This window comes from Cryobacterium sp. Hh7, assembly GCF_004403155.1.
GTDB classification, from domain to species: Bacteria; Actinomycetota; Actinomycetes; order Actinomycetales; family Microbacteriaceae; genus Cryobacterium; species Cryobacterium levicorallinum.
Genome location: NZ_SOHG01000016.1, coordinates 179619 through 203461 on the forward strand (window position 1 = coordinate 179619; position 23843 = coordinate 203461).

General features: G+C 64.9%; 22 protein-coding genes. 1 reads left to right on the forward strand and 21 read right to left on the reverse strand.

The genetic code is table 11. The features are described from left to right. Positions 1-43 precede the first annotated feature (43 nt). The 20 genes from E3T43_RS05845 to recO all read right to left on the reverse strand — a co-directional run bounded on the left by E3T43_RS05845 (position 44) and on the right by recO (position 20849). Positions 44-1501 carry a glutamate synthase subunit beta gene (locus E3T43_RS05845; protein WP_134469005.1) on the reverse strand — a complete coding sequence of 486 codons (1458 nt, stop codon included), beginning with the start codon at positions 1499-1501 and terminating at the stop codon, positions 44-46. Beyond that, positions 1494-6071 carry a glutamate synthase large subunit gene (gltB, locus tag E3T43_RS05850; protein ID WP_134471679.1) on the reverse strand — a complete coding sequence of 1526 codons (4578 nt, stop codon included), beginning with the start codon at positions 6069-6071 and terminating at the stop codon, positions 1494-1496. The genes E3T43_RS05845 and gltB overlap by 8 nt, the downstream gene beginning before the upstream one ends. Before the next feature lie 165 nt (positions 6072-6236). Further along, positions 6237-7226 (reverse strand): prolipoprotein diacylglyceryl transferase, encoded by a 990-nt coding sequence (gene lgt, locus E3T43_RS05855; protein ID WP_134471794.1) that lies wholly within the window; start codon positions 7224-7226, stop codon positions 6237-6239. Between the two features lie 94 nt (positions 7227-7320). After that, complete coding sequence (gene trpA, locus E3T43_RS05860) at positions 7321-8154, reverse strand: tryptophan synthase subunit alpha (protein WP_134471680.1); 834 nt, start codon at positions 8152-8154, stop codon at positions 7321-7323. Beyond that, complete coding sequence (gene trpB / locus E3T43_RS05865) at positions 8151-9377, reverse strand: tryptophan synthase subunit beta (RefSeq protein WP_134471681.1); 1227 nt, start codon at positions 9375-9377, stop codon at positions 8151-8153. Before trpB ends, trpA begins: the two co-directional genes overlap by 4 nt. Then, a complete protein-coding gene (trpC, locus tag E3T43_RS05870; RefSeq protein ID WP_134442159.1) occupies positions 9378-10148 on the reverse strand; it encodes an indole-3-glycerol phosphate synthase TrpC in 771 nt (256 codons plus the stop codon). A 19-nt stretch (positions 10149-10167) separates the two neighbouring features. Continuing rightward, positions 10168-10398 carry a DUF6704 family protein gene (locus tag E3T43_RS05875; RefSeq protein WP_092448525.1) on the reverse strand — a complete coding sequence of 77 codons (231 nt, stop codon included), beginning with the start codon at positions 10396-10398 and terminating at the stop codon, positions 10168-10170. 74 nt (positions 10399-10472) lie between these two features. Beyond that, positions 10473-11117 carry a Trp biosynthesis-associated membrane protein gene (locus E3T43_RS05880; RefSeq protein ID WP_134471682.1) on the reverse strand — a complete coding sequence of 215 codons (645 nt, stop codon included), beginning with the start codon at positions 11115-11117 and terminating at the stop codon, positions 10473-10475. Further along, complete coding sequence (locus E3T43_RS05885) at positions 11117-12664, reverse strand: anthranilate synthase component I (protein ID WP_134471683.1); 1548 nt, start codon at positions 12662-12664, stop codon at positions 11117-11119. The genes E3T43_RS05880 and E3T43_RS05885 overlap by 1 nt, the downstream gene beginning before the upstream one ends. Further along, positions 12661-13038: a phosphoribosyl-AMP cyclohydrolase gene (gene hisI, locus E3T43_RS05890; RefSeq protein ID WP_134471684.1), complete on the reverse strand. Its 378-nt coding sequence runs from the start codon at positions 13036-13038 to the stop codon at positions 12661-12663. Before hisI ends, E3T43_RS05885 begins: the two co-directional genes overlap by 4 nt. Next, on the reverse strand, positions 13038-13799 hold the full coding sequence (gene hisF / locus E3T43_RS05895; RefSeq protein WP_092448521.1) for an imidazole glycerol phosphate synthase subunit HisF: 762 nt from the start codon (positions 13797-13799) through the stop codon (positions 13038-13040). The genes hisI and hisF overlap by 1 nt, the downstream gene beginning before the upstream one ends. A 24-nt stretch (positions 13800-13823) precedes the next feature. Continuing rightward, positions 13824-14663 carry an ATP phosphoribosyltransferase gene (gene hisG / locus E3T43_RS05900; RefSeq protein ID WP_092448520.1) on the reverse strand — a complete coding sequence of 280 codons (840 nt, stop codon included), beginning with the start codon at positions 14661-14663 and terminating at the stop codon, positions 13824-13826. A 69-nt stretch (positions 14664-14732) separates the two neighbouring features. After that, complete coding sequence (locus tag E3T43_RS05905) at positions 14733-14996, reverse strand: phosphoribosyl-ATP diphosphatase (RefSeq protein WP_092107778.1); 264 nt, start codon at positions 14994-14996, stop codon at positions 14733-14735. 4 nt (positions 14997-15000) lie between these two features. Continuing rightward, positions 15001-15675: a ribulose-phosphate 3-epimerase gene (gene rpe, locus E3T43_RS05910; protein ID WP_134471685.1), complete on the reverse strand. Its 675-nt coding sequence runs from the start codon at positions 15673-15675 to the stop codon at positions 15001-15003. A 64-nt stretch (positions 15676-15739) separates the two neighbouring features. Further along, a complete protein-coding gene (locus E3T43_RS05915; RefSeq protein WP_134471686.1) occupies positions 15740-16990 on the reverse strand; it encodes a deoxyguanosinetriphosphate triphosphohydrolase in 1251 nt (416 codons plus the stop codon). Beyond that, positions 16983-18170, reverse strand: a complete 1188-nt coding sequence (dusB, locus tag E3T43_RS05920; protein ID WP_134471687.1) for a tRNA dihydrouridine synthase DusB — start codon at positions 18168-18170, stop codon at positions 16983-16985. The genes E3T43_RS05915 and dusB overlap by 8 nt, the downstream gene beginning before the upstream one ends. A 136-nt stretch (positions 18171-18306) precedes the next feature. Further along, positions 18307-18438 carry a hypothetical protein gene (locus tag E3T43_RS19475; protein WP_255452953.1) on the reverse strand — a complete coding sequence of 44 codons (132 nt, stop codon included), beginning with the start codon at positions 18436-18438 and terminating at the stop codon, positions 18307-18309. Between the two features lie 96 nt (positions 18439-18534). Next, positions 18535-19248, reverse strand: coding sequence for a DsbA family protein (locus E3T43_RS05925; protein ID WP_198414317.1), 714 nt, complete (start codon positions 19246-19248; stop codon positions 18535-18537). Positions 19249-19296: 48 nt separating this feature from the next. Continuing rightward, a complete protein-coding gene (locus E3T43_RS05930) occupies positions 19297-20115 on the reverse strand; it encodes an isoprenyl transferase (protein WP_241978838.1) in 819 nt (272 codons plus the stop codon). Then, entirely contained in the window at positions 20112-20849 is a 738-nt protein-coding gene (gene recO, locus E3T43_RS05935) for a DNA repair protein RecO (protein WP_134471688.1), read from the reverse strand. The genes E3T43_RS05930 and recO overlap by 4 nt, the downstream gene beginning before the upstream one ends. A gap of 168 nt (positions 20850-21017) precedes the next feature. On the opposite strand from recO, the gene E3T43_RS05940 reads away from it, so the two are divergent. After that, positions 21018-21707, forward strand: a complete 690-nt coding sequence (locus tag E3T43_RS05940) for a hypothetical protein (protein WP_198414318.1) — start codon at positions 21018-21020, stop codon at positions 21705-21707. Positions 21708-21813: 106 nt separating this feature from the next. Here E3T43_RS05940 and leuA read toward each other — a convergent pair whose 3' ends face one another. Continuing rightward, the gene (gene leuA, locus E3T43_RS05945) at positions 21814-23580 is read right to left on the reverse strand and encodes a 2-isopropylmalate synthase (protein WP_134471689.1); all 1767 of its coding nucleotides are present in this window, start codon (positions 23578-23580) and stop codon (positions 21814-21816) included. Between the last annotated feature and the right edge of the window lie 263 nt (positions 23581-23843).

The window sequence follows — 23843 nt, forward strand, 5'->3', positions numbered from 1 at the left end:
GCCCGGAGGGCGCAATTACAGCGTAGTGAGGGAAAACTCAGGGTTAGAGAGCGAAGGACCGGTCGGTCGGCTTCACGGGAGAGGGCAATTGCGTCTTGCCTTCCAGGAACTGGTCAACCGCGGCCGCTGCGGCTCGTCCTTCAGCGATGGCCCAGACGATCAGGGACTGTCCGCGACCGGCGTCCCCGGCGACGAAGACACCCTCGTGGCTGGTCTGGTAGTTACCGTCGCGTTCCACGTTGCCGCGGTTGTCGAAGGGAAGCTTCAGCTGGTGGCTGAGTTCGTCCGATTCCGGCCCGGTGAACCCCATCGCGAGCAGCACGAGGTCAGCAGGAATTTCCTTCTCCGTGCCGGCCTTGGGAACGCGACGTCCGTCGAGGTATTCGGTTTCGGCAATGCGAATGGCACGCACCTCACCGAAGTCGTTGGCCAGAAATTCGACCGTCGACGCGAGGTATTGGCGGGTGCCGCCCTCTTCGTGAGCGCTCGACACCTCGAACAGGGTCGGCGACATCGGCCACGGCTGGCTGTCCGGGCGAGTCGTGCCCGGCTGCTTGCCGATCGCCAGGTTGGTGACGGATGCTGCCAGCTGGCGGTGCGCTGTGCCGATGCAGTCCGCTCCGGTGTCACCACCACCGAGCACCACGACGTGCTTGCCCTCAGCGGTGATCTGTGCTTCGAGGCTTCCGCCGGCGCCTAACTTGTTCTGCTGCACGAGGTATTCCATGGCGAAGTGCACACCGGGCAGGTCGCGCCCGGGAATCGGCAGGTCCCGGGGAACCATGGCTCCGGTCGCCACCACGACGGCGTCATACCGGGCGCGCAGGTCGTCCCAGGTGATGTCCACACCGATGTTGACGTTGGCGCGGAAACGGGTTCCCTCCGCCGTCATTTGCGCGAGGCGCAGTTCGAGGTGTTTCTTCTCCATCTTGAAATCGGGAATGCCGTAGCGCAGCAGCCCACCGATACGATCGTCGCGTTCGAACACGGCGACCGTGTGGCCGGCGCGGGTCAGCTGCTGGGCTGCGGCCAGGCCGGCGGGGCCGGAGCCCACGACGGCGACAGTCTTGCCGGTCAGGCGTCCGGGTGGTTGCGGCTGCACCCAGCCCTTGGCGAAGGCCTGGTCAATAATCGACACCTCGACCTGCTTGATGGTGACGGCAGGCTGATTGATGCCGAGCACGCACGACGATTCACAGGGCGCCGGGCAGAGCCGTCCGGTGAACTCGGGAAAGTTGTTGGTCGAGTGCAGGCGTTCGATGGCCGCTCGGCCCTCGTCGCGCCAGACCAGGTCGTTCCACTCGGGAATGAGGTTACCGAGCGGGCAGCCCTGGTGACAGAACGGTACGCCGCAGTCCATGCAGCGGCCGGCCTGCCGTTTGAGTACGGCCGCGTCACCCTGCTCGTAGACCTCTTTCCAGTCCATCAAGCGGATGGCCACAGGCCGTCGAGCGGGAAGCTCACGTTCCGTGTCCTTAAGAAATCCCTTCGGATCAGCCATTGGTTACCTCCAAAATTCGATTCCAAACAACGAGACCGTCGGGATCGAGTCCCTCGTCGACGGCCGTCTGCCTGGTCTCCAGCACGGCCGCGTAGTCGCGCGGCAGCACCTTGACAAAAGCGTTCATGGTTTCTTGCAGGTTTTCCAGCATCCGCTTGGCAAGTGCCGAGTCAGTCTGGTCCCGGTGTTGTTTGAGCAGGTCGCGCACGATTTCACGGTCGACGCTGTCGAGAGCAAGCAGCCGCAACTCCCCCGAGGTGAGCGCGTCGCGGTTGACCCGTTCGGCGGTGAGTCCGTAGACGTAGGCCGTGCCACCACTCATGCCGGCACCGAGGTTGCGCCCGGTCTCGCCGAGGATGAGGGCGACTCCGCCGGTCATGTACTCGAGCGCGTGGTCCCCCACGCCCTCGACGACGGCGACGGCACCGGAGTTGCGCACCAGGAACCGTTCGCCGACGATACCGCGAATGAACATGCTGCCCTGTGTGGCTCCGTAACCGATGACGTTGCCGGCGATGACGTTGTCCTCGGCAGGAAACTGGCTGGTTCGGTCGGGGCGCACAATGATCTGTCCGCCCGACAGGCCCTTGCCGACGTAGTCGTTGGATTCGCCCTCGAGCCGCAGAGTGATCCCGCTCGGCAGGAACGCCCCGAAGGACTGTCCGGCGGAACCGGTCAGCCTGACCTCGATCGACCCAGCGGGCAGGCCGTTTTCGCCGTGCCGCAGGGTGACCTCGTGGCCGAGCATGGTGCCAACGGCGCGTTCGGTATTGCGAATCGGCAGATCGATCTGCACCGTGCCGCCATGTTCGAGTACGCTCCGGCTTCGGCGAATCAGCTCATTGTCGAAGTGTTTCTCGAGTTCGTGCTCCTGGGCCCTGGCCCACTTGCGCGGTTCGCTCTCGGAGAAATCCGGTCCGCTCAGAATGGGCGAGAGGTCCAGCCCCTGTGCCTTCCAATGGGTGAGCGCACGGTTCACGTTCAGGACTTCACTGTGTCCGATGGCCTCGTCAAGGCTGCGGAATCCGAGTTCGGCGAGGTACTCGCGTACTTCCTGGGCGATGAACTCGAAAAAGTTCACGACGTGGTCGGCCTGACCATTGAAGCGCTTGCGTAGGTCCGGGTTCTGGGTAGCGACACCGACCGGGCAGGTGTCAAGGTGGCAGACGCGCATCATGATGCAGCCGGCGACCACGAGCGGGGCTGAGGCGAAACCGAATTCTTCGGCGCCGAGCAGGGCACCGATCAAAACGTCGCGTCCGGTTTTCAGCTGGCCGTCGACCTGCACCACAACGCGGTCGCGCATGCCGTTGAGCATAAGCGTCTGCTGCGTCTCGGCGAGGCCGAGTTCCCACGGCGTGCCGGCGTGCTTGAGCGAGTTGACCGGGCTCGCGCCCGTTCCTCCGTCGTGCCCGCTGATCAAAATCACGTCGGAGAGCGCCTTGGCGACCCCCGCCGCGACGGCGCCGATACCGGACTGGCTGACCAGTTTGGTGTGGATGCGCGCCTTCGGGTTGGCCCGCTTCAGGTCGAAAATGAGCTGCTTGAGGTCTTCAATCGAGTAGATGTCGTGGTGCGGCGGCGGCGAGATGAGGCCGACGCCGGCCGTGGCGTTCCGGGTACGGGCGATCCACGGGTACACCTTGGTGGGCGGCAGCTGCCCGCCCTCACCGGGCTTGGCGCCCTGCGCGAGCTTGATCTGGATATCGTCGGCGTGGGTCAGGTACATGCTGGTCACGCCAAACCGCCCCGAGGCGACCTGCTTCACCGCGCTGCGCCGAGTCGGGTCGAGCAGACGGTCGAGGTCTTCGCCGCCCTCGCCGGTGTTCGACTTGCCGCCGAGGCGGTTCATCGCGATCGCCAGGGTTTCGTGCGCTTCCTGCGAGATCGAGCCATAGCTCATCGCTCCGGTCGAGAACCGCTTCACGATCTGCGACACCGATTCGACCTCGTCGAGCGGCACGGGCGTGCGCTGGCCGGCGCTGAGGGTGAACATACCGCGCAGCGTCATGAGCGATTCAGCCTGGTCGTCGACCATCTTCGTGTACTCGCGGAAGATGTCATAGCGCTTGGTGCGGGTGGCGTGCTGCAGCCGGAAGATGGTCTCCGGGTTGAACAGGTGTGGGGCACCGTCCCGGCGCCACTGGTATTCCCCGCCGGTCGCGAGGCGCTCGTGTGCGGTCACCGCAGCATCCATTGGGTAAGCGGATGCGTGCCGGGCCAGGTTTTCGACACCGATCACGTCGATGCCGACGCCGCCGAGCTTGCTCGTAGTGCCGGTGAAGTACTGGTCGACGAAGGACTGGGCGAGGCCGACGGCTTCGAAGGTCTGGGCACCAGCGTAGGACGACACGGTGGAGATGCCCATCTTGGACATGATTTTGAGCACACCCTTGCCGAGAGCCTTGATCACGTTGCGCACGGCCTTTTCGGGCGTGACGTTGGTGATGATGCCGCTGCGCACGAGGTCTTCGCAGGTTTCCATGGCGAGGTACGGATTGACGGCTGAGGCGCCGTAACCCATGAGCAGGGCCACGTGGTGCACCTCGCGCACATCGCCGGCCTCGACCACGATGCCGACCTTCATGCGGTTTTCGGTGCGGATCAGGTGGTGGTGCACGGCGGCGATCATGAGCAGCGACGGGATCGGGGCGAGGTCCTGGTTGGAGTCGCGGTCACTCAGCACGATGAACAGCGCGCCGGCTTCGATCGCCTCGTCGACCTCGACGCAGATCGCGGCGAGGCGCTTAGCCAGGGCGTCTGAGCCCTCCTCGAACCGGTACAGGCCGCGAATGGTCGTGGTGGTCCGGCTGCCGACAGCGGGGTCGATGTGCTGGATCTTGGCCAGTTCATCGTTGTCGATGACCGGAAAATCGAGAATGACCTGACGGGCATGTTCCGGACCGGCCGTGAGCAGGTTGCGCTCAGGGCCGAGGCCGAGCTTGAGGCTCGTGACGACTTCCTCGCGAATCGAGTCGAGTGGCGGGTTGGTGACCTGCGCGAACTGCTGGGTGAAGTAGTCGAACATGAGGCGCGGGCGGTCGCTCAAAACCGCGATGGGGGTGTCGCTACCCATGGCGCCGAGTGGTTCGGCTCCGGTGCGTGCCATCGGGGTGAGCAGCATGCGCACCTCTTCTTCGGTGTAGCCGAAGGTGCGCTGACGACGTACAACGGATGCCGGTGGGTGCACGATGTGCTCCCGTTCCGGCAGGTCCTTGAGGTTGATGCGTCCCTTCTGCAGCCAGTCGCCCCAGGGTTCACTGGCCGACAGTTCGGCCTTGATCTCCCGGTCGTCGATGATGCGGCCGGCCACGGTGTCGACCAGGAACATCTGGCCGGGGCGCAGGCGGCCCTTGCGCACAACCCGCGCCGGGTCGATTCCGAGCACGCCGATCTCACTCGCGAGCACGACGAGGCCGTCGTCGGTGATGAGGTAGCGACCGGGACGCAGGCCGTTGCGGTCGAGGGTGGCGCCGACGAGAGAGCCGTCGGTGAAGACGATCGCAGCTGGTCCGTCCCACGGTTCCATGAGCATGGAGTGATATTCGTAAAAGTCGCGACGTTCGTCGTCGAGGTCGGTCTGGTTCTCCCAGGCCTCGGGCACCATCATCATGATGGCGTGCGGCAGGGACCGACCCGACAGGCTGAGCAGTTCGACGACCTCATCGAAGGACGCCGAGTCGCTCGCGCCGGGCGTGACGATCGGCAGCAGGGGTGCGAGGTCACCAAGCAGCTCGGACTCGAGCTGGGACTGGCGGGCGCGCATCCAGTTGCGGTTTCCCTGCACCGTGTTGATCTCGCCGTTGTGGGCGATCATGCGGAACGGCTGGGCGAGCGGCCAGGACGGGAAAGTGTTGGTCGAGTAACGCGAGTGCACCAGGGCGAGCGTCGATACGAATCGTTCGTCCGACAGGTCGGGGTAGAACGGTTCGAGCTGCAAGGTGGTGACCATGCCCTTGTAGACCAGGGTGCGGCAGGACAGCGAGACGAAATAGATCTCGAGCTCACGCTCGGCCCGCTTCCGCAGCCGAAAGGTCTGTCGGTCGAGCGCGATGTCGCCGAGCAGGTCGCCGGACTCGGTCGTTCGGGTGCTCTGCACGAACAGCTGTTGGATAGCCGGCATGTTCGCACGCGCCTGGCTGCCGAGGTCTTCCGGATGCACCGGAACCTCCCGCCAGCCGAGAATGGTGAGGCTTTCCTCGTCGGCGATCAGGCTGATGGCCCGCTTGATGGCCGTGCGCGCGGTCGGGTCGATCGGCAGAAAGACGTTACCGACGGCGTACTGGCCAACGGGGGGAAGCGCGAAATCCGTCACGGCGCGCAGGAAGGCGTCCGGTATCTGGGTGATAATGCCGGCACCGTCACCGGTTCCAGCGTCGGAACCGACCGCACCGCGGTGTTCAAGATTGCGCAGCGCGTCGAGGGCCTGGGTGATAATGTCGTGCCCGGCGGTGCCCCGCAGGGTCGCCACCATGGCAAGGCCGCACGCATCGCGTTCGGCGGCGGGGTCGTACAAACCGGCCGCTTCGGGCATGCTGCTGAAGCGGGAATAGAGAGGTTTCTGCGGCATTGAGACCGTCCTCACGAAATGACTAGCAGTAAGGGACGACGCTGGCCCGAAGGAAATGTGTGCAGGGAGTTGTAGCGGGAACCCTGATCGGGTTCGGCCCTGTTCGAGTTTGCCCTGACCGGGCAGCGCTACGAGTGCGTCGGTTGGGATTCAACCGACGTGAGTCTACAGACGCGACGCGCTCGTGCTTGTGGCTGCGGCCTCGGGTGATTCGGTGTGTTCATCGGCATCATCGCTCTGATCCGCGGAGCTTTGATCAAGATCATCCGAATCGCTGTCATCTAATTCTACCCCAGCGTCCGGGCCATTCCATTCCCGACCGGGAACATAGGCGCTGAGCTCTAGTCCGGGGTGACGGTGACGTTGCACGAGGATGATCACCAGGCCGAGCACGATGGCGGCCAGAGCGGCCCAGACATTGGTGCGGATTCCGAAGTAGATCTCGCTCGGGTCAATGCGAATCGACTCAAAAAAGCTGCGACCCAGTCCATACCAGATGAGATATACGCCGAGCGTCTGACCGAAACGCAGACGAAATTTACGCTCGAGGTAGAGAATGACGGCGACGCCGATCAGATTCCAGATGATTTCGTACAGAAAAGTCGGGTGGAACAGTGTGTCGGCCGGCAGTCCGACCGGGAAGGCGGCATTGCCGGACTCGATTTCCAGCCCCCACGGCAGGGTCGTCGGCAGCCCGAACAGCTCGTGGTTGAACCAGTTGCCGAGCCGACCGGTGGCCTGGGCGACCAACAAAGCGGGAGCAACAGCATCCGCGAAGCTCCAGAAACGGATGCCGGCCATCCGGCAGCCGATATAGGCGCCGACGGCGCCGCCGATCAGCGACCCGAAGATGGCGTTTCCGCCTTCCCAAATGTACAGGGTGCGGAGCAGGTCCGCTCCATCAAAGAAGTAGTCTCCCGGGTGCGTCAGAACATGATAAATGCGGGCTCCGACAATGCCGAGGGGAACGGCCCAGAGGATGATGTCGAGTACAACGCCCGGCTCGGCACCGCGCGTGGTCAGGCGGCGCGAGGTGATGATGGTGGCGAGGACGATGCCGGCGAGAATACACAGCGCATAGGCGTGGATGCGGAACGGGCCGAGGTCGAAGAACTGCCACTCGGGGCTCGGGATACTCGTGCTCAGGAGACTCAACAACACCTAGGTACTACCTTTCATCGTGACTCGCGTCACTTGGGGCGAAAATAATCGAACGCCTCGAACAATTTAGTGTAAAACGCGCCTGCGATTACTGGGACGCGGAGGCCGGGCGAATATCGCTCGCGCCCGCGGCGAGTTCGAGGGCCAGCCGCGCTACGGCGGTGACTCCCCCGTCGGTGAGCGCCTTCACGAGGGCCGACCCAACGATGGCGCCGTCGGCATAGCCGAGAATTTCCCGTACCTGCTCGGGAGTCGAGATGCCCAGCCCGACACAGGCGCTCGTGCAGCCGACAGCGCGGAGGCGTTCCACCAGAATACGAGCAGCAGAATCGACCCCGGCGCGGGCGCCGGTTGTACCCATCGTCGAGACGGTGTAAACAAAGCCGCGGCTGGCTTCAATCGCCTGCACCAATCGGGCGTCCGAGGAGGACGGCGCGGCGAGGAAGACCCGGTCCAGTCCGGTGCGTACGCTCGCGGTCATCCAGTCTGCGGCCTCGTCGGGAATAAGGTCGGGGGTGATCAGGCCGGCACCACCCGCGGCGCGCAGGTCTTCGGCGAAACGCTCGACGCCGTACTGCACCACCGGGTTCCAGTAGGTCATCACGAGAATGGGGGCGTCGACCTGTGCGGTGATCGCCTTGACGGCTTCGAATCCGTGGCGCAGCTTGAAGCCGTTCGCCAGGGCCTGCTGCGTGGCAGCCTGAATGACCGGGCCGTCCATGACGGGGTCGGAATAGGGCAGACCGAGTTCAATGATGTCGACACCGTTGGCGACGAGTGCCACGGCGGCGTCAATGCTCTCAGTCAGGGTCGGGAAACCGACCGGCAGGTAGCCGATGAGAGCGCCGCCGCCCTCGGTGCGCCGCCGTGCGATGGTCTGTTCGACCGTACTCACGGTGTCGTTGGGTGCTGTGACCGTCATGATTGTTCCGCGCCTTCGTCGAGCAGGTCGAAGTACCGGCCGGCTGTTTCCATGTCTTTGTCGCCGCGGCCGCTGAGGTTGATCAGAATGGTCGCGTCCGGGCCGAGCTTCCGGCCGAGCTCGAGCGTGCCGGCCAGGGCGTGCGAGGACTCGATCGCTGGGATGATTCCTTCCGTACGGCTGAGCAGCCGCAGGGCGCTCATCGCGTCGTCGTCGGTGATCGGCAGGTACGTGGCCCGGCCGATGCTGTCGAGCCAGGCGTGCTCGGGGCCGACGCCGGGATAGTCAAGGCCCGCTGAGATCGAGTGCGATTCAACGGTCTGGCCGTCTTCGTCCTGCAGCAGCATGCTGCGGGCGCCGTGCAGCACACCGGGGCGTCCCTTGGTGATGGTCGCTGCGTGGCGCGGTGTATCGACGCCGTCTCCGGCCGCTTCGTAGCCGTACAACGCGACATCGGCATCGTCCAGAAACGCGTGGAAGATGCCCATGGCGTTTGAGCCGCCGCCGACACAGGCCGTGACGGCATCCGGCAGGCTGCCGGTCAGGTCGAGAACCTGTTGGCGAGCCTCCTCGCCGATGATCTTTTGAAAGTCGCGGACCATGGCGGGGAACGGATGCGGCCCGGCCACGGTTCCGAAAATATAATTGGTCGTCTCGACGTTAGTGACCCAGTCGCGCATGGCGTCGTTGATCGCGTCCTTCAGGGTGCGGGAGCCGGACTTAACCGGAACGACCTCGGCACCCAGCAGGCGCATGCGGGCCACGTTCAGTGCTTGCCGCTCGGTGTCGACCTCGCCCATATAGACGACGCATTCGAGCCCGAACAGGGCGGCGACAGTGGCGGTGGCAACTCCGTGCTGGCCAGCTCCGGTTTCGGCGATGACTCGGGTTTTACCGATGCGCTTGGTGAGTAGAGCCTGGCCGAGAGCGTTGTTGATCTTGTGCGAACCGGTGTGGTTGAGATCTTCACGCTTGAGAATGATGCGGGCGCCACCGGCGTGCTCGGCGAAGCGCGGCACCTCGGTAATGATCGACGGACGACCGGTGTAATTGATGTGCAGGTCCATCAGCGCCGCGGCGAAGGCTGGATCCTTCTTGGCGAGTTCGTATTCCGCGGTGAGTTCATCGAGCGCTGCAACGAGGGACTCGGGCACGAACCTGCCGCCGAATTCCCCGAAATATGGGCCGGATTCTGCACGTAAGGATTCTTCTCGTAAAGACATTTATACCGCCAAAAACTCAGAGAGGGTTCGGATGGGATCACTCGTAACAAGCGCTTCGCCGACCAGGACAACATCGGCTCCGGCTGCGCGGTAGTGCGCAACATCCGCTGCTGTCTTGACGGCGGACTCAGCGACGCGAATAACGCCGGAGGGGATTTTGTCGGCGAGGGTGCCGAAAAGGTTCTGGTCAAGTTCAAAGGTTGACAGGTCCCGGGCGTTGACCCCGACCAGGCTGGCGCCGATGTCGAGGGCGCGACTGACCTCATCCCCACTGTGCGTTTCAACCAACGCCGTCATGCCGAGCTCACGGATGAGGTCGTGCAGGGACAGCAGGGTGGCCTGGTCGAGAGCGGCGACGATGAGCAGCACCAGATCGGCTCCGGCCGCGCGGGCCTCGAACACCTGGTACGGCGTTCCAATGAAGTCCTTGCGCAGAATCGGAATGCTCACCGCAGCGCGCACCTGCTCAAGGTCGGTCAGCGAGCCGTGAAAGCGTCGTCCCTCGGTGAGCACGCTGATGGCGCTTGCCCCGCCGGACTCATAGGAGACAGCCAGCGCTGCCGGGTCGGTGATGGCAGCGAGGGCGCCGCGGCTCGGGCTCGCCCGTTTGATCTCGGCGAGAATCTTGACCCGTTCGGTTGGAGCAAGGGCGTGCAGGGCATCGAGTGCGGGCGGGCGGACGCGCGCAGCGGCTTCCACGCTCGCGAACGGGCGGGTGAGTAGGCGTTCTTCGGCGTCGGAAACCGCGCCGGCGAGAAGTTCTTGGAGCACCAGGTGGCCGCGCAGCGGGTCAGTGACCGTGCGGCGTGGCGGTCATGGTGTTTACGCCATAGCCAACCTTGCTCATCACATAGCCAACAACGAGACCGGCGAGCAGCAGGCCGAAGGAGGCCCAGACCAACCAGGGCAGCTCGAAGAAGAATGCGGTCGTACCGATGGTGAACGCCACCAGCATGATGATGACAGCGGTCCAGGCCGCCGGGGAGTGGCCGTGTCCGGGATCTGACGTATCGATGCTCATGGTTCTCCTCGTAAATACATTCTGCTGTGCACGTTGACAAGCACGTTAAGTCTAGCGGAGCGGATGCGAGCGCTTCAGCGTACGGTCGGGTCACCGCCGCGGCTGAGGTCGTCCCAGTCGCCGACGGAGTCGTTCGCGGCGGGCTCGGCCGGGGTTGCCAGTGGTTGTGCGCCGTGGGGCGAAGCCACTTGTTCAAACCGAACGGCCTGATACTTACGGGTCGGACCCGGCCACCGACCGCTCGTGACGATAATGGCCACACCAACACCCGCCATGACGATCGCAGCACCCATCGCCACGAACGGCCAGGGTGTGATGACCGTGCCGAGCACGCTCAACTGAATCGACTCGTGACCGGCTATTCCCGTGGCGGCGGTCACCGCTGCGGCGCTGGCATCGGCGGGGTCTCGCACCGCCAGGAACGCGGCGAGGAACACCGAGAAGCCGAGGAGAACCTCGAGGGCACCGAGCACGATGCGAATCAGGCGCCCGGCGATGGTGAGCGCCGCGGCGAGGGCGAAGCCGGAGAGCGCGAGGGCGGTCAACGCCGGCGCGGCAATGGCTCCGTCGATCTCCAAGACCTGGGTGCCGGCATCGGGGAGTCCGACTTCGGCCTGCACCCAGACCTGGGTCCAGGCCAGCATGGCGAGCGAACTCGCCGCCAGAACGGAGAGGATGAAAACGAGTTTCAGGCGACGCGCTGACATCCGTTCTGCCATTAGTGCACCCTCCGCATGGCGTTGGCGACGGCGACGGCTCGCAGCGGGGCTGCCGCCTTGTTCTGCGACTCTTGGTACTCGGACGCGGGGTCGGAATCGGTCACGACGCCGCCGCCGGCCTGCACTCGCGCGATACCGTCCTTGATCGTGGCGGTGCGGATGGCAATGGCGAGGTCGGCGTCGCCCGCGAAACCGAAGTAGCCGACCACTCCCCCGTACACGCCGCGCTGGGCCGGTTCGAGGGCGTCGATGATCTCGAGCGCCCGCGGTTTCGGCGCGCCAGAGAGCGTACCGGCCGGGAAGGTGGCGCGGAAGACGTCGATCGCGGTCTTGCCGGGAACCAGGTTGCCCTCGACCGAGGAGACGAGGTGCATGATGTGGCTGAATCGTTCGATACGCATGAACTCGGTCACCTCGACCGAGCCGGCCGTGCACACCTTGAGCAGGTCGTTGCGGGCGAGGTCGACGAGCATGAGGTGTTCGGCCCGTTCCTTGGGATCTTCGGCGAGCTCGATCGCGTAGTCGGCGTCGGCATCCGGTGTCGTTCCCCGCGGTTTGGAACCGGCGATCGGGTGGGTGAAGACGCGTTGGTCTTGCACCTTGACCAGAGCTTCCGGCGAGGATCCGACGATCCAGTATGGGTCGCCTTCGTGCGTTTCGAGGCTGAGCAGGTACATGTACGGGCTGGGGTTTAGGCTGCGCAACACCCGGTAGACGTCGATGGGGTGCGCGGTGCAGACCTGGTCGAAGCGCTGCGAGATGACCACCTGAAACACATCGCCGTCGACGATGTGCTGCTTGCCGATATTGACTGCGGTGAGAAAGTCGTCGCGGGTGGTGCGATTGCGCGGCGAGCTCGGTACTTGCAGGTCGACCTCGGCTAGCCACGCTTCGCTGGGCGCCGCGAGTCGACCCTGCAGCGAATCGAGGCGCTCGCTCGCGGCAGCCCAGAGCTCGTCGGGCGTGTCGGTGCCATCGTTCAGCACGTTGGCGATGAGCTGCACGGTGCCGTATTTGTGGTCGAGCACGACCAAGTCGGCGACAAAGCTGAAGGACTGGCCCGGAACGTCATAGTCGGCCGGCGGCTGGTGCGGCAGGCGTTCGATCTGGCGAATCGCCTCCCAGCCGATGAAACCGACCAGCCCGCCGGTCAGCGGCGGATGTTCGGGCAGCCGCGGCGTCTGCCAGCGGTCGAACAGGTACGCCAGCGCCTCGAGCGGTCCGAGGGAGACCGCAGACCCGAGTGCGCGCTCGGCGGAGAGCCCATAGTCAATCCAGCGGGTCTCGTCGCCCTGTTGGGTGAGCACTCCGAAGGAGGAAACACCGACGAAGGAGAATCGCGACCAGATGCCGCCCTGCTCGGCGGACTCGAGCAGAAAGCTGCCGGGCAGCCCGTTGGCGAGCTTGCGGTAGATGCCCACCGGGGTCTCGCCGTCGGCGAAGAGTTCACGGATAACCGGAATGACCCGGTGCTCGCCGATCAGTGCATCGAATTGGATGCGGGTGGTCGAGCCGGCGGTGCGGGATCCTGCAGGGTTACCGGTCATTCCGTGGGCCTTTCCATGGTGGTCACGCCGAGGTCGCGCCCGTCGAAGCAGGTGTGGCTGCCGGTGTGGCAGGCGGCTCCGACCTGGTCGACCTGCACCAGCAGGGTGTCGTTGTCGCAGTCGAAGGCAGCGGAGTGCACGTACTGGGCGTGGCCGGAGGTATCGCCCTTGCGCCAGAATTCCTGTCGGCTGCGCGACCAGAACGTGACGCGCCCCTCCGTCAGGGTGCGGCGCAGCGCTTCCCGGTTCATCCAGCCGAGCATGAGCACCTCGTGGGTGTCCCACTGCTGGATGACCGCGGGCAGCAGCCCAGCGTCGTTGAACACCGCGGCGTCGAGCTGATCGGTGAGTTTGGCGTTCAGTTCATCGGCCATTAGCGCACCAGCATTCCCTCGGCGGCGAGCTCCCGCTTGACATCATCGATGGTCAATTGTCCGTTGTGAAAAACGGATGCCGCCAGCACGGCATCCGCGCCGGCCCGGATCGCCGGGGGAAAGTCCTCCACGCGCCCGGCCCCGCCGGAAGCGATCACCGGAACCCGACTGTTGGCGCGCATGAGCGCAATGAGATCGGTATCGAAGCCCGCCTTGGTCCCGTCGGCGTCGATCGAGTTGACCAGGAGTTCCCCCGCGCCGAGTTCGATCGCCTGCCGGGCCCAGGCCACAGCATCCAGGTCGGTTTCGGTGCGACCGCCGTGGGTCGTGACGACGAAGCCGCTCTCCGTGCGAGCGGATCGCTTCACATCGAGGCTGAGGACAATCACCTGGGCGCCGAAGCGATCGGCGATCTCGGCGATCAGCGCCGGACGGGCGATGGCCGCGCTGTTCAATCCGACCTTGTCGGCGCCGCTAGCCTGCAGCCGGGAGACGTCTTCGACACTGCGGATGCCGCCGCCGACGGTGAGGGGAATGAAGACCTGCTCGGCGGTCGCGCTCACGACGTCGTAGGTCGTCGAACGGTTATCGACGGTCGCCGTCACGTCGAGAAAGGTCAACTCATCAGCGCCCTGCTCGTAGTAGCGACGGGCGAGTTCGACCGGATCGCCGGCGTCGCGCAGGTTCTGAAAATTGACGCCCTTGACGACACGACCGTTGGCCACGTCGAGGCAGGGAATGACGCGCACACTCAGGCTCATGGCTGGTTGTCCTCTTTCGTGTGCTTAGAGGCGGGCGTTGTGAATGGTGGTGACCAGAATGGCTCTGGCACCGATGGCGTAGAGCTCGTCCATCACGTTGTTCATGTCCAGTCGGGCGATCATAACGCGCACGGCGGCCCACTCAGGGTCGTGCAGCGAGGACACGGTCGGCGATTCGATTCCGGGGGCAAGCGCAGCGGCCGTGTCGAGCAGCGCGACCGGAATGTCATAGTCGAGCAGCACGTATTGGCGGGCCACGAGCACGCCCTGCAGGCGGCGCAGCAGCGTCGCGATTCCGGCCTTGTCGTTGGTGGAGCTGATCAGCACGGCGGTGGATTCGAGGATGACCGGTCCGAAGATTTCGAGGCCGGCCTTGCGCAGTGTGGTGCCGGTGGAGACAACGTCGGCGACGGCATCCGCTACCCCGAGCTGAACCGCCGATTCAACGGCCCCGTCGAGTTCGACCAGGTCGACGGTCACCGAGTGGGTGGCGAGAAAGCGTTCGACCAGGCCGGGATAGCTCGTGGCGACGCGCAGGCCGTCAAGGTCCTTCAGCTCGGTGAAGCGGCCGGCCGGTCCGGCGAAGCGAAAGGTAGAGTCGCCGAAGTCGAGGCTGGCGATTTCCTGCGCCTTGGAGTGGGAGTCCAGCAGCAGGTCGCGCCCGGTGATTCCGACGTCGAGGGCGCCGGAGCCGACATAGGTGGCGATGTCGCGCGGACGCAGGTAGAAGAATTCCACCCCGTTGCGCGGATCGGCGGTGACGAGGTCGCGCGGGTCGCGACGACCGGTGTAGCCGGCCTCGGCGAGCATCTGCGCGGCGGTTTCAGACAACGAGCCCTTGTTGGGCACGGCAATTCTCAGCATGGGGGTACTCTCTCGGTTTTTCGTGCCAGACAAATTTATGACGGATACCAGCGGATGAGCTGGCGCGGGTCACAGATGTCGGTAGATGTCCGCCGGGGAGAGGCCCTTCGCGATCATCATGACCTGCAGGTGATAAAGCAGCTGGGAGATTTCGGCAGATGTTTCGTCATCGCTCTGAAACTCGGCGGCCATCCACACTTCGGCCGCTTCTTCGACGATCTTCTTGCCAATGGCGTGCACGCCGGCGTCGAGTTCGCGAACGGTGCCGGAGCCCTCCGGGCGGGTGCGGGCCTTGTCGCTGAGTTCTACGAACAGGTCATCGAAAGTTTTCACGACTCTAGGCTACCCGCCCGTGACGGTGGCTCGCCGCGCGTTCGCGCAGCAGGTCGATCTGAGCGGCCGGATTCGCGGCCCCGAACACACTGGACCCGGCCACGAAGGTGTCTGCACCGGCTCGGGCTGCGATCTCGATGGTCTGCGCGGTGATGCCGCCGTCGACCTGCAGCCAGACGTCGAGTCCGGTCTTCTCCACCTGTGATCGCAGCTGGGAAAGCTTCGGCATGGTCTCTTCCATGAAGCTCTGGCCGCCAAAACCGGGCTCGACGGTCATCACGAGCACCTGGTCGAACTCGTCGAGCAGGTCGAGGTACGGCGTGACGTCGGTACCGGGCTTGAGCGCGATGCCGGCGCGGGCGCCGATCTGCCGCAGCCGCCGGGCCAGCGCCACCGGCTCGGTCGTCGCCTCGGCGTGAAAGGTGACCGAGTAGGCTCCGGCCTCGGCGTAGCCGGGCGCCCACCGTTCCGGGTCGTCGATCATCAAGTGGATGTCCAGCGGCAGCGGCGACACCTGCTGCAGCCGCTCGACCATGCCGAGCCCGAAGGTGAGGTTCGGCACGAAGTGGTTGTCCATGATGTCGACGTGCACGAGGTCGGCGGAGCGGATGCGGGAAAGCTCGCTCTCAAAGTTGGCGAAATCGGCGGCGAGGATGCTCGGATTAATGCGGGTAGCCATCCGTTCAGCTTATCGAGCTTGAAGGAGCCGCTCGGCGCGTCGAGCCTTCAAACCGGGCAGAGCGCTAGCCCTGCACCAAGCGCTCGTACCAGGCCAGGGCGGACTGGTCGGTGAGGCTCGCGACCTGGTCGACGATGACGCGCTTGCGAGCGGCATCGTCCTCGGCGGCGTGCCAGTCTTCGCGAAAGCCGGGGTCAAGGTGTTCGTCGCCGGACTGGTGCAGGGTTTCGGCGAGCAGGGTGAGCACCTGGCGCTGCTGCACGTAGATGGGCTTGCGGGTATTGCGGGTCATGACGAAGGCCGCGACAATGCCCTTGAGCACCGAGATTTCGGCCTGGATCTCGCGCGGCACGATCACATTCGCCCCGAACCGCAGCATGTTCGCACCGGGGTGGGCTTCTTTGGTCGCGTGTACGGCAGCACTGCTGAACCGGCCGATGAGCTGGCTGGTGAGGTTCTTGAGGTGGCCCTGGTCGCGTCGCCCGGCGGTCCAGGAATCCATCCAGACATCGAGGGAGTCGAGCCGGTTGAACGCGGTCGCCAGGTCCTCGGCGCTGGTCTGGTCGCCGATCCACTCCGACATGGTGGCGAGGAGTTCGTCGTGATCTGCGCGGCTGCTCAGGGCTGCCACGTCGACGTAGCCGTTGACGATGGCGTCTTCGAAGTCGTGCACGCTGTACGCGATGTCGTCGGAGAGGTCCATCACCTGGGCTTCGATGCAGAGTTGCCGGTCGGGCGCTCCCTCGCGTAGCCACTCGAACGCGGCCAGGTCGTCCTGGTAGAACCCGAACTTGGCCCGCCCGCTCGGGTCATAGACCGAGGATCCTTCTGGCCAGGGATACTTGCAGCTTGCGTCGAGGCTCGCCCGGGTCAGGTTGAGTCCGTAGCTTCGCCCGTCGGGCCCAAACACCTTCGGCTCGAGCCGGGTGAGTAATCGCAGGGTCTGCGCGTTCCCCTCGAAGCCGCCGATGTCTTCCGACCACAGGCTGAGCGCCTTCTCGCCGTTGTGTCCGAAGGGAGGATGCCCGATGTCGTGCGCGAGGCAGGCGGTATCGACGATGTCGGGGTCGACGTTGAGGCGGGATGCGATCTCCCGCCCGACCTGGGCGACCTCGAGCGAGTGGGTCAGTCGGTTGCGGGCAAAGTCGAGCCCCGCCGTGGGACTGAGGACCTGCGTCTTGGCCGCGAGGCGCCGCAGAGCGCTCGAGTGCAGCAGTCGGGCGCGGTCGCGGGCAAAGTCACTGCGCCGCGAGTAGTGCTCTTCGGGAAACCAGCGGGCCTCGTCGGTCTCGCTGTATCCGGTTTTGTTAGCCACCGCTGGTATCCCCTTCGCCCTCGGTCAAATTCAGTCGCTCCGCCCCGAAAAGATCCTGAGACTCGAGCCAGTGCTCGGGCAGCGACGGTTTCTTCGGTGTTCCCGCGCGCCCGCGCGGACCCTCAACGTCTGAGCCCGGGTAAGGCAGCGAGGCGTCGAGGGTGCCGAGCAGGTCGTCGAGCTGCGCGAGAGACTGCACCATCGCCAGGCTCGCGCGCAGATCGCCGCCGACCGGGTAGCCCTTGAAGTACCAGGCGACGTGCTTGCGAATGTCGCGGCAGGCCCGGTCTTCGCTGTCGAAGTATTCGGTGAGCAGTTCGGCGTGGCGGCGGAAGGCGTTGATGACCTGGCCGAGCCCCGGTTCGGCTTTGAGTTCCTGACCGCGAAATGCAGCGGTGAGGTCGCCGAACAGCCACGGACGGCCGAGGCAGCCGCGCCCGACGACGACGCCGTCGCATCCGGTTTCACTGACCATGCGCAGGGCGTCGTCGGCCGACCAGATGTCGCCGTTGCCGAGCACAGGCACGTCACTGATGGCGTTCTTGAGCTTCTCAATTGCCGACCAGTCGGCGTGGCCGGAGTAGAACTCGGCGGCCGTTCGGCCGTGCAGGGCGATGGAGGCGACGCCGGCTCCGGCGGCGGCCTTGCCAGCCTCAATGTAGGTGAGGTGGTCGGCGTCGATGCCCTTGCGCATCTTCACGGTCAGCGGAATCGGCCCGGCCGCAGTCACTGCGGCCTCCACGATCTGACGGAACAGGCCGATCTTCCACGGCAGGGCAGCGCCCCCGCCCTTGCGGGTGACCTTGGGAACCGGGCAGCCGAAGTTGAGGTCGATGTGATCGGCACGGTCCTCAGCGACGAGCATGGTCACGGCCTCGGACACCGTTTTCGGGTCGACACCGTAGAGCTGAATGGAGCGGGTGGTTTCGCTCTCATGATGGGTGATCAAGCGCATGGTCTCGGTGTTGCGTTCGACGAGCGCGCGCGAGGTGATCATCTCGCTCACAAACAGTCCGGCGCCGTATTCGCGGCACAGCCGGCGAAATGCGGTATTGGTGATGCCGGCCATCGGCGCGAGCACCACGGGCACGTCAAGCGTGAGCGGGCCGATACTGAGCGGACCAACGGCCAACTGGCCGATCGGCGCCCGCTGGTCGTCGGCGGAAGTAGGTGAAGTCATGGTGGGTCAATTCTCCCAGAAAGCGCGTGGTGCTCCGAATCCTCTGCAGAGCGGATGCCGGGCGCACACAGAAACGCAGCTGCCGGGCCAGGAAAGGGGCGTACGGCAGCTGCGCTGTTGACGAAATGGGCTCAGATCAGCTGCAGCAGCCGCCACCGCAGCAGGAGCCAGCGGCTTCGTCGGTTGCGGCGGGTGCGCCCAAGAGCTCAATGGTGGGCCGGCCGGCCGCGTCGGTGAAGACGGGCGGGGTAGTGATGGTGTCAGTCATGAGTTATCTCCTTGAATCAATTGGGTGAAACGGTGAAGTCTGCGGGTACAGCTGGTTGCTTACCCGTCAGGCTACGCGAGTTCGGTGGGTATCGGGTTACGCGGGGACGTCGTCGGCCCCGGCCTTGGCCGAGCGGTCGGCGCGGGCCTGGTCGAGCGCCTGAGTGAACGCCGTCGGATCCTGCGCGCCGGAAATGCCGTAGCGGCCGTCGATCACGAAGAACGGAACGCCCTGGATGCCGTAGGCGCCGGCCTGTGCCACGTCGGCCTTGACCGCGGCGAGGTGCTCGTGGGCGGTGAGTGACCGCGCGACGTCGGCTCGGTCGAGTCCGATCTCGGCGGCGAGGTCGGCGAGGTCTTCGATCCGGCCAACGTGGCGGCCATCGATGAAGTAGGCCTTGAGTAGGCGCTCCTTCATCTCGAGCTGACGGCCGTGCGCCTTGGCGTAGTGCAGCAGTTCGTGCGAAATGACGGTGTTGGTCTGGTGCACGGAGTCGTAGTCGTAGTGCAGGCCGACGCTCTCGGCGATGCCGGTGACACGCTCGAGCATCTGCTCCACCTCGGCGAGGGGCATACCCTTCTTTTCACTGAGGTACTGCACAGGCGTTCCGGCGTAATCGACCGGGGTATCGGGTGACAGTTCAAAGCTGTGATACTCGACCTCGACGGTGCCGTCGAACTGGGCGGCACCGGCCTCAAACTTGCGTTTACCGATGTAGCACCAGGGGCATTGCACATCGGACCAGATGTCCACCTTGATGGTGTCGGTGCTCACGGATGCGGTCGCTTCGGTACTAGAAGTATCAGTCACACTCGGGCCAACGGGGCGCAGGGCCCCGGTATTCCCCAACCAAAATATTCAGGCCGTCGGGGTGTCGACCGCTCCGCCATAACGACGGTTGCGGGCGGCATACAGCTCGACCGCGTGCCACAGGTCGACTCGGGTGAAGTCCGGCCACAGGGTGTCGAGAAAAACCATCTCAGCATAGGCGCTCTGCCAGAGCATGAAGTTGCTGGTGCGCTGCTCCCCCGAGCTGCGCACGAACAGGTCGACGTCGGGCAGCTCGGGCACGTACAGCTGCTTGGCGATGGTCTTCTCGGTGATTCCCGACGGCTTCAGCCTGCCGGCGGCGACATCCTCGGCCAGCGCGCGCACGGCATCCGCTATCTCGGTGCGCCCGCCATAGTTCACGCACATCGTGAGGGTGAGCACGTCATTGCCCGCGGTGAGTTTCTCGGCAAATTGCAGCTCGTTAATAACGGATGCCCACAGCTTCGGCTTGCGCCCGGCCCACCTGACCCGCACGCCCCACTCGTTGAGCTGATCGCGGCGGCGGTGCAGCACGTCCCGGTTGAAGCCCATCAGAAAACGTACCTCGTCGGGCGAACGCTTCCAGTTTTCGGTGGAGAAGGCATACACGCTGAGGTTTTTGACGCCGATCTGAATGGCTCCGGCGACGACGTCGAGCAGGGCTGCCTCGCCGGCCTTGTGCCCTTCGATCCGGGTGAGGCCCCGGCCATTGGCCCAGCGGCCGTTGCCGTCCATGACAACGGCGACATGCTCCGGTACGACCTTGCGGGGCAGATCGGGCGGGTACAGGCCGGTCCAGTCGAGCGGTTTGAACGCGACGGCGTCCTTGTGGGTGAACGGTTTATGGCCGAACAGGCTGGCCATCATCGGGCGACGTGTTCCAGCGAGCGAAGCCCGCGGCCCAGGTGCCACTGGGTGTAGGCGGCGACGACTCCGGCGGCCTGGTTTTGCGTGCGATCTGGGCTCGCCGCGGCGTGCTCCCAGTCTCCGGTGAGCAGGGCGCTGAGTAGGCCGATCGTCGCTGCGTCGAACCGCGGCGACCCGGGTGGCGCGCAAGAGTCGCAGACGATGCCACCGAGCTGCACGACCATGGCCGAGTGTTGCCCGCCATCACTTGACTGCGTGGCGCCGCAGCGGGCGCAGTCCTGAAAGCTCGGCGCCCAGCCGGCCATCGACACGGCACGTAATAAATAGGAGTTGAGGGTGAGGTGGGAGCCGTGCTCCTGCCGGGACAGCGACCGCAGCGCACCGACGAGCAGCAGGTATTGCTGCAGCGACCCCTCGGATTCGGTGAGTTTGTCGGCCGTTTCGACCATGACGCTCGCCGCGGTGTAGCTGCCGTAGTCGGCCGTGATCAGGGCGCCGTAGGAGCCGAGGGACTCGGCCTGCGTGATGATGTCGAGGCTGCGGCCCTCGTACAGCTGCACATCGGCGACCATGAACGGCTCCAGCCGGGCGCCGAACTTGGAGCCGGTGCGGCGCACGCCCTTGGCCACGGCGCGCACCTTGCCGTGCGCTCGAGTGAGCATGGTGACGATGCGGTCGGCTTCACCCAGCTTGTGGGTGCGCAGCACGACGGCTTCATCTCGGTAGACAGGCACAGGTAATTATCCCACTCCGTCGCGCAGACTTCGGTCACGGCTCGAGTACCTGCCAAACGGATGCCTCCGGTCGCTGAAAATGTGTCCCTAGTCGCATCAGGCTCTGGTCTTTCCGGGCAGATGGGGGGAAACTTAGAGCACGTAGTCCCCGTGGTGTGGAGGTTTTTCATGAAACCAGTCCAGGGCAGTCTGCCCGACATTATGCCCGTGCTGTCGCGAGGCAAGCACCGTACTCCGAAAAGTGGCGGCTGCTTCATGGAGTTCGCCTCCTACCTCGCCGGCGAGTCCTGGAGCGACCACCCGGCCTGCACCCACCCGGTGCTGGCCTCGCTCGCCCGGATGGTCAACGATTGCAGTTCCGACGGTGCCAGGTCACGACTCGCCCTGCTGATTCCGTCGGTCATCGGCCTGACCAGTTCCGATCAGCGCGTCGACAAGCGAATCGAAATCGTGGTCGCCCTGCGCGCTGGCTGCGAAGCCCTTCCGACAGCGAGCCTGGAACGCCAGCGCGCGCTCGCCGTGGGCGTGCTGACCTGCGAGCGGAACGCATCCGTTCTTGACCCGCAGTTCGCCGAGCGGATCGGCCCGCTCATTCGGACTGCTCTGCAGCAAGCGCCAGACGCCGAACGGTGGGCGCGTGACTTCCTTGGCAGCGTGCATTCCTGGTCGCACACCAAGTTCACGCCGCGCACCGCCGACACGATCATTCGCGTCGCCGTGCAGGGCATCAGCGAGGCGTGTATTTCCGACCCGGACGCCCGGCTGTATGTCCTGCTGGACCATGCAATCAACGATTGTCGCGTCCTCCTCGGCACCCGTACACCAAACCGAACGTCGCAACTGCCAGCCCTGGCTTAGTACCCAGCACACAGCCAGGCCCCCGACCGCACCCGGATGGTGCAACGAAAGCCCAGACTGCAGAGTCTGGGCTTTCGTGTGTTGCGTTTGAGCGGATGCTGTCAGCTTAAACGGCGGACAGCTCCCGGTCGCCAACCTCGGCGCGAATGCCGCGGTTGACGGCGGAGACAACCGACTTGAGCGAAGCGGTGGAGATATCGGCGTCGATGCCGACGCCCCAGTAACGCTTGCCGTTCACGTCGAGCTCGACATAGGCGGCAGCCTGGGCGTCGCCCCCGGCCGACAGCGCGTGCTCGACGTAGTCGTAGAGCGTGATCGCGATGCCGCGCTCGGCCATGACGCCGAGGAACGCGTTGATCGGGCCGTTGCCGGAACCGGTGGCCTGCGCCACGGTGTCGCCGTCACGAAGTTCGACCGCGAGGTCGACGGTGCCGGACAGATCGCTCGAGGTGCGGGTGGAGTGCAGTTCGAACCGGCCCCACTGGGCTTCCGGGTTCTTGACCGTGGCCGGCAGGTACTCGTCGTTGAAGATGTCCCAGATCTGCTCGCTGGTGACCTCGCCACCCTCGGCATCCGTTTTGGCCTGCACGACGCCAGAGAACTCGATCTGCAGCTTGCGTGGCAGGTCGAGGGCGTGGTCGGTTTTGAGCAAGTATGCGACGCCGCCCTTGCCGGACTGCGAGTTGACCCGAATCACAGCCTCATAGCTGCGGCCGAGGTCCTTGGGGTCGATCGGCAGATACGGAACGGCCCAGACCAGGTCGTTGACCGTGCAGCCCTGTTTGGCAGCATCGACATCCATCGCTTCGAAGCCCTTTTTGATGGCGTCCTGGTGCGAACCGCTGAACGCGGTGAAGACGAGGTCGCCAGCCCACGGGTTGCGCTCGGGCACGGGCAGCTGGTTGCAGTATTCCGCGGTGCGCTTGATCTCGTCGATGTTGCTGAAGTCGATCTGTGGGTCGATTCCCTGCGTGAAGAGGTTCACGCCGAGGGCGACGAGGTCGACGTTTCCGGTGCGCTCACCGTTGCCGAACAGGCAGCCTTCGATGCGGTCGGCACCGGCCAGGTAGCCGAGTTCGGCGGCGGCAATCGCGGTGCCGCGGTCGTTGTGTGGGTGCAGCGAAATCAACACGTTCTCGCGCTGGGTCAGGTGACGGCTCATCCACTCAATGGAATCGGCATACACATTGGGCGTGGCCATTTCGACGGTCGCCGGCAGGTTGATAATGACCTTGCGCTCCGGGGTCGGCTGCAAAATCTCGATGACCTGATTGGAGATGTCGACGGCGAAGTCGAGTTCGGTGCCGGTGAAGCTCTCGGGCGAGTACTCGTAGTAGATGGTCGTGCCGGGAATGGTCGCTTCCATCTGCTTGCACAGGCGGGCCCCGAACAGGGCCAGATCGACGATACCCTGCTTCTGCTCGCGAAACACCACCTCGCGCTGCAAAATGCTGGTGGAGTTGTAGAAGTGCACGATGGCCTGTTTGGCGCCAGTGATCGACTCGTAGGTGCGCTTGATCAAATGTTCGCGAGCCTGGGTCAGCACCTGGATCGTGACGTCGTCGGGGATGGCGTTCTCGTCGATGAGGCTGCGCACGAAGTCGAAGTCGGTCTGGCTCGCCGAGGGAAAGCCCACCTCGATCTCCTTGTAGCCCATGCGCACGAGCAGGTCGAACATGATGCGCTTGCGCTCGGGGCTCATCGGGTCGATGAGCGACTGGTTGCCGTCCCGCAGGTCGACCGCGCACCAACGCGGTGCAACCGTGATGCGCTTATTCGGCCAGGTACGGTCGGGCAGCTCGACGGCGAACTGCTCGTGGTACGGGCGGTAGCGGTGAATCGGCAGGGTGGACGCGGTCTGATTGTTCTTCATGATCCTGTTTCCTCGTGGGTGTCGCACAGCCAACGACGAACGCCGCGACGAGGGAGGCCTTTAGATTAGGACCCGTCGCGGCAGCTAAGGAGGAGCGCACCGTTCAACACATTTTCAGGCTAGCACCGTTTGGCCTGGTTTCGACCACGTCGCAACGCTGGCGTCGGCGAGCGGCTGCGCCTGCCCGAGTCCCGAGACCGAGGTCAGTTTGAACGAGCACGAAGCCCGATCCGGAAACCTCGTCCGGGCGTGCCCCGACAACG

Excerpts from the sequence above, each read along its gene's own strand:
- hisI (WP_134471684.1), bottom strand. The coding sequence starts at position 13,038 with ATGGCCGATGAACTGAACGCCAAACTCACCGATCAGCTCGACGCCGCG.
- E3T43_RS05930 (WP_241978838.1), bottom strand. The coding sequence starts at position 20,115 with ATGATGGCCAGCCTGTTCGGCCATAAACCGTTCACCCACAAGGACGCC.
- E3T43_RS05940 (WP_198414318.1), top strand. The coding sequence starts at position 21,018 with ATGAAACCAGTCCAGGGCAGTCTGCCCGACATTATGCCCGTGCTGTCG.
- hisF (WP_092448521.1), bottom strand. The coding sequence starts at position 13,799 with ATGAGCCTGAGTGTGCGCGTCATTCCCTGCCTCGACGTGGCCAACGGT.
- E3T43_RS05880 (WP_134471682.1), bottom strand. The coding sequence starts at position 11,117 with ATGGCAGAACGGATGTCAGCGCGTCGCCTGAAACTCGTTTTCATCCTC.
- rpe (WP_134471685.1), bottom strand. The coding sequence starts at position 15,675 with ATGGCTACCCGCATTAATCCGAGCATCCTCGCCGCCGATTTCGCCAAC.
- dusB (WP_134471687.1), bottom strand. The coding sequence starts at position 18,170 with ATGACTTCACCTACTTCCGCCGACGACCAGCGGGCGCCGATCGGCCAG.
- trpB (WP_134471681.1), bottom strand. The coding sequence starts at position 9,377 with ATGTCTTTACGAGAAGAATCCTTACGTGCAGAATCCGGCCCATATTTC.
- gltB (WP_134471679.1), bottom strand. The coding sequence starts at position 6,071 with ATGCCGCAGAAACCTCTCTATTCCCGCTTCAGCAGCATGCCCGAAGCG.
- E3T43_RS05875 (WP_092448525.1), bottom strand. The coding sequence starts at position 10,398 with ATGAGCATCGATACGTCAGATCCCGGACACGGCCACTCCCCGGCGGCC.
- E3T43_RS05845 (WP_134469005.1), bottom strand. The coding sequence starts at position 1,501 with ATGGCTGATCCGAAGGGATTTCTTAAGGACACGGAACGTGAGCTTCCC.
- hisG (WP_092448520.1), bottom strand. The coding sequence starts at position 14,663 with ATGCTGAGAATTGCCGTGCCCAACAAGGGCTCGTTGTCTGAAACCGCC.
- leuA (WP_134471689.1), bottom strand. The coding sequence starts at position 23,580 with ATGAAGAACAATCAGACCGCGTCCACCCTGCCGATTCACCGCTACCGC.
- trpA (WP_134471680.1), bottom strand. The coding sequence starts at position 8,154 with ATGACGGTCACAGCACCCAACGACACCGTGAGTACGGTCGAACAGACC.
- E3T43_RS05885 (WP_134471683.1), bottom strand. The coding sequence starts at position 12,664 with ATGACCGGTAACCCTGCAGGATCCCGCACCGCCGGCTCGACCACCCGC.
- E3T43_RS19475 (WP_255452953.1), bottom strand. The coding sequence starts at position 18,438 with ATGACTGACACCATCACTACCCCGCCCGTCTTCACCGACGCGGCCGGC.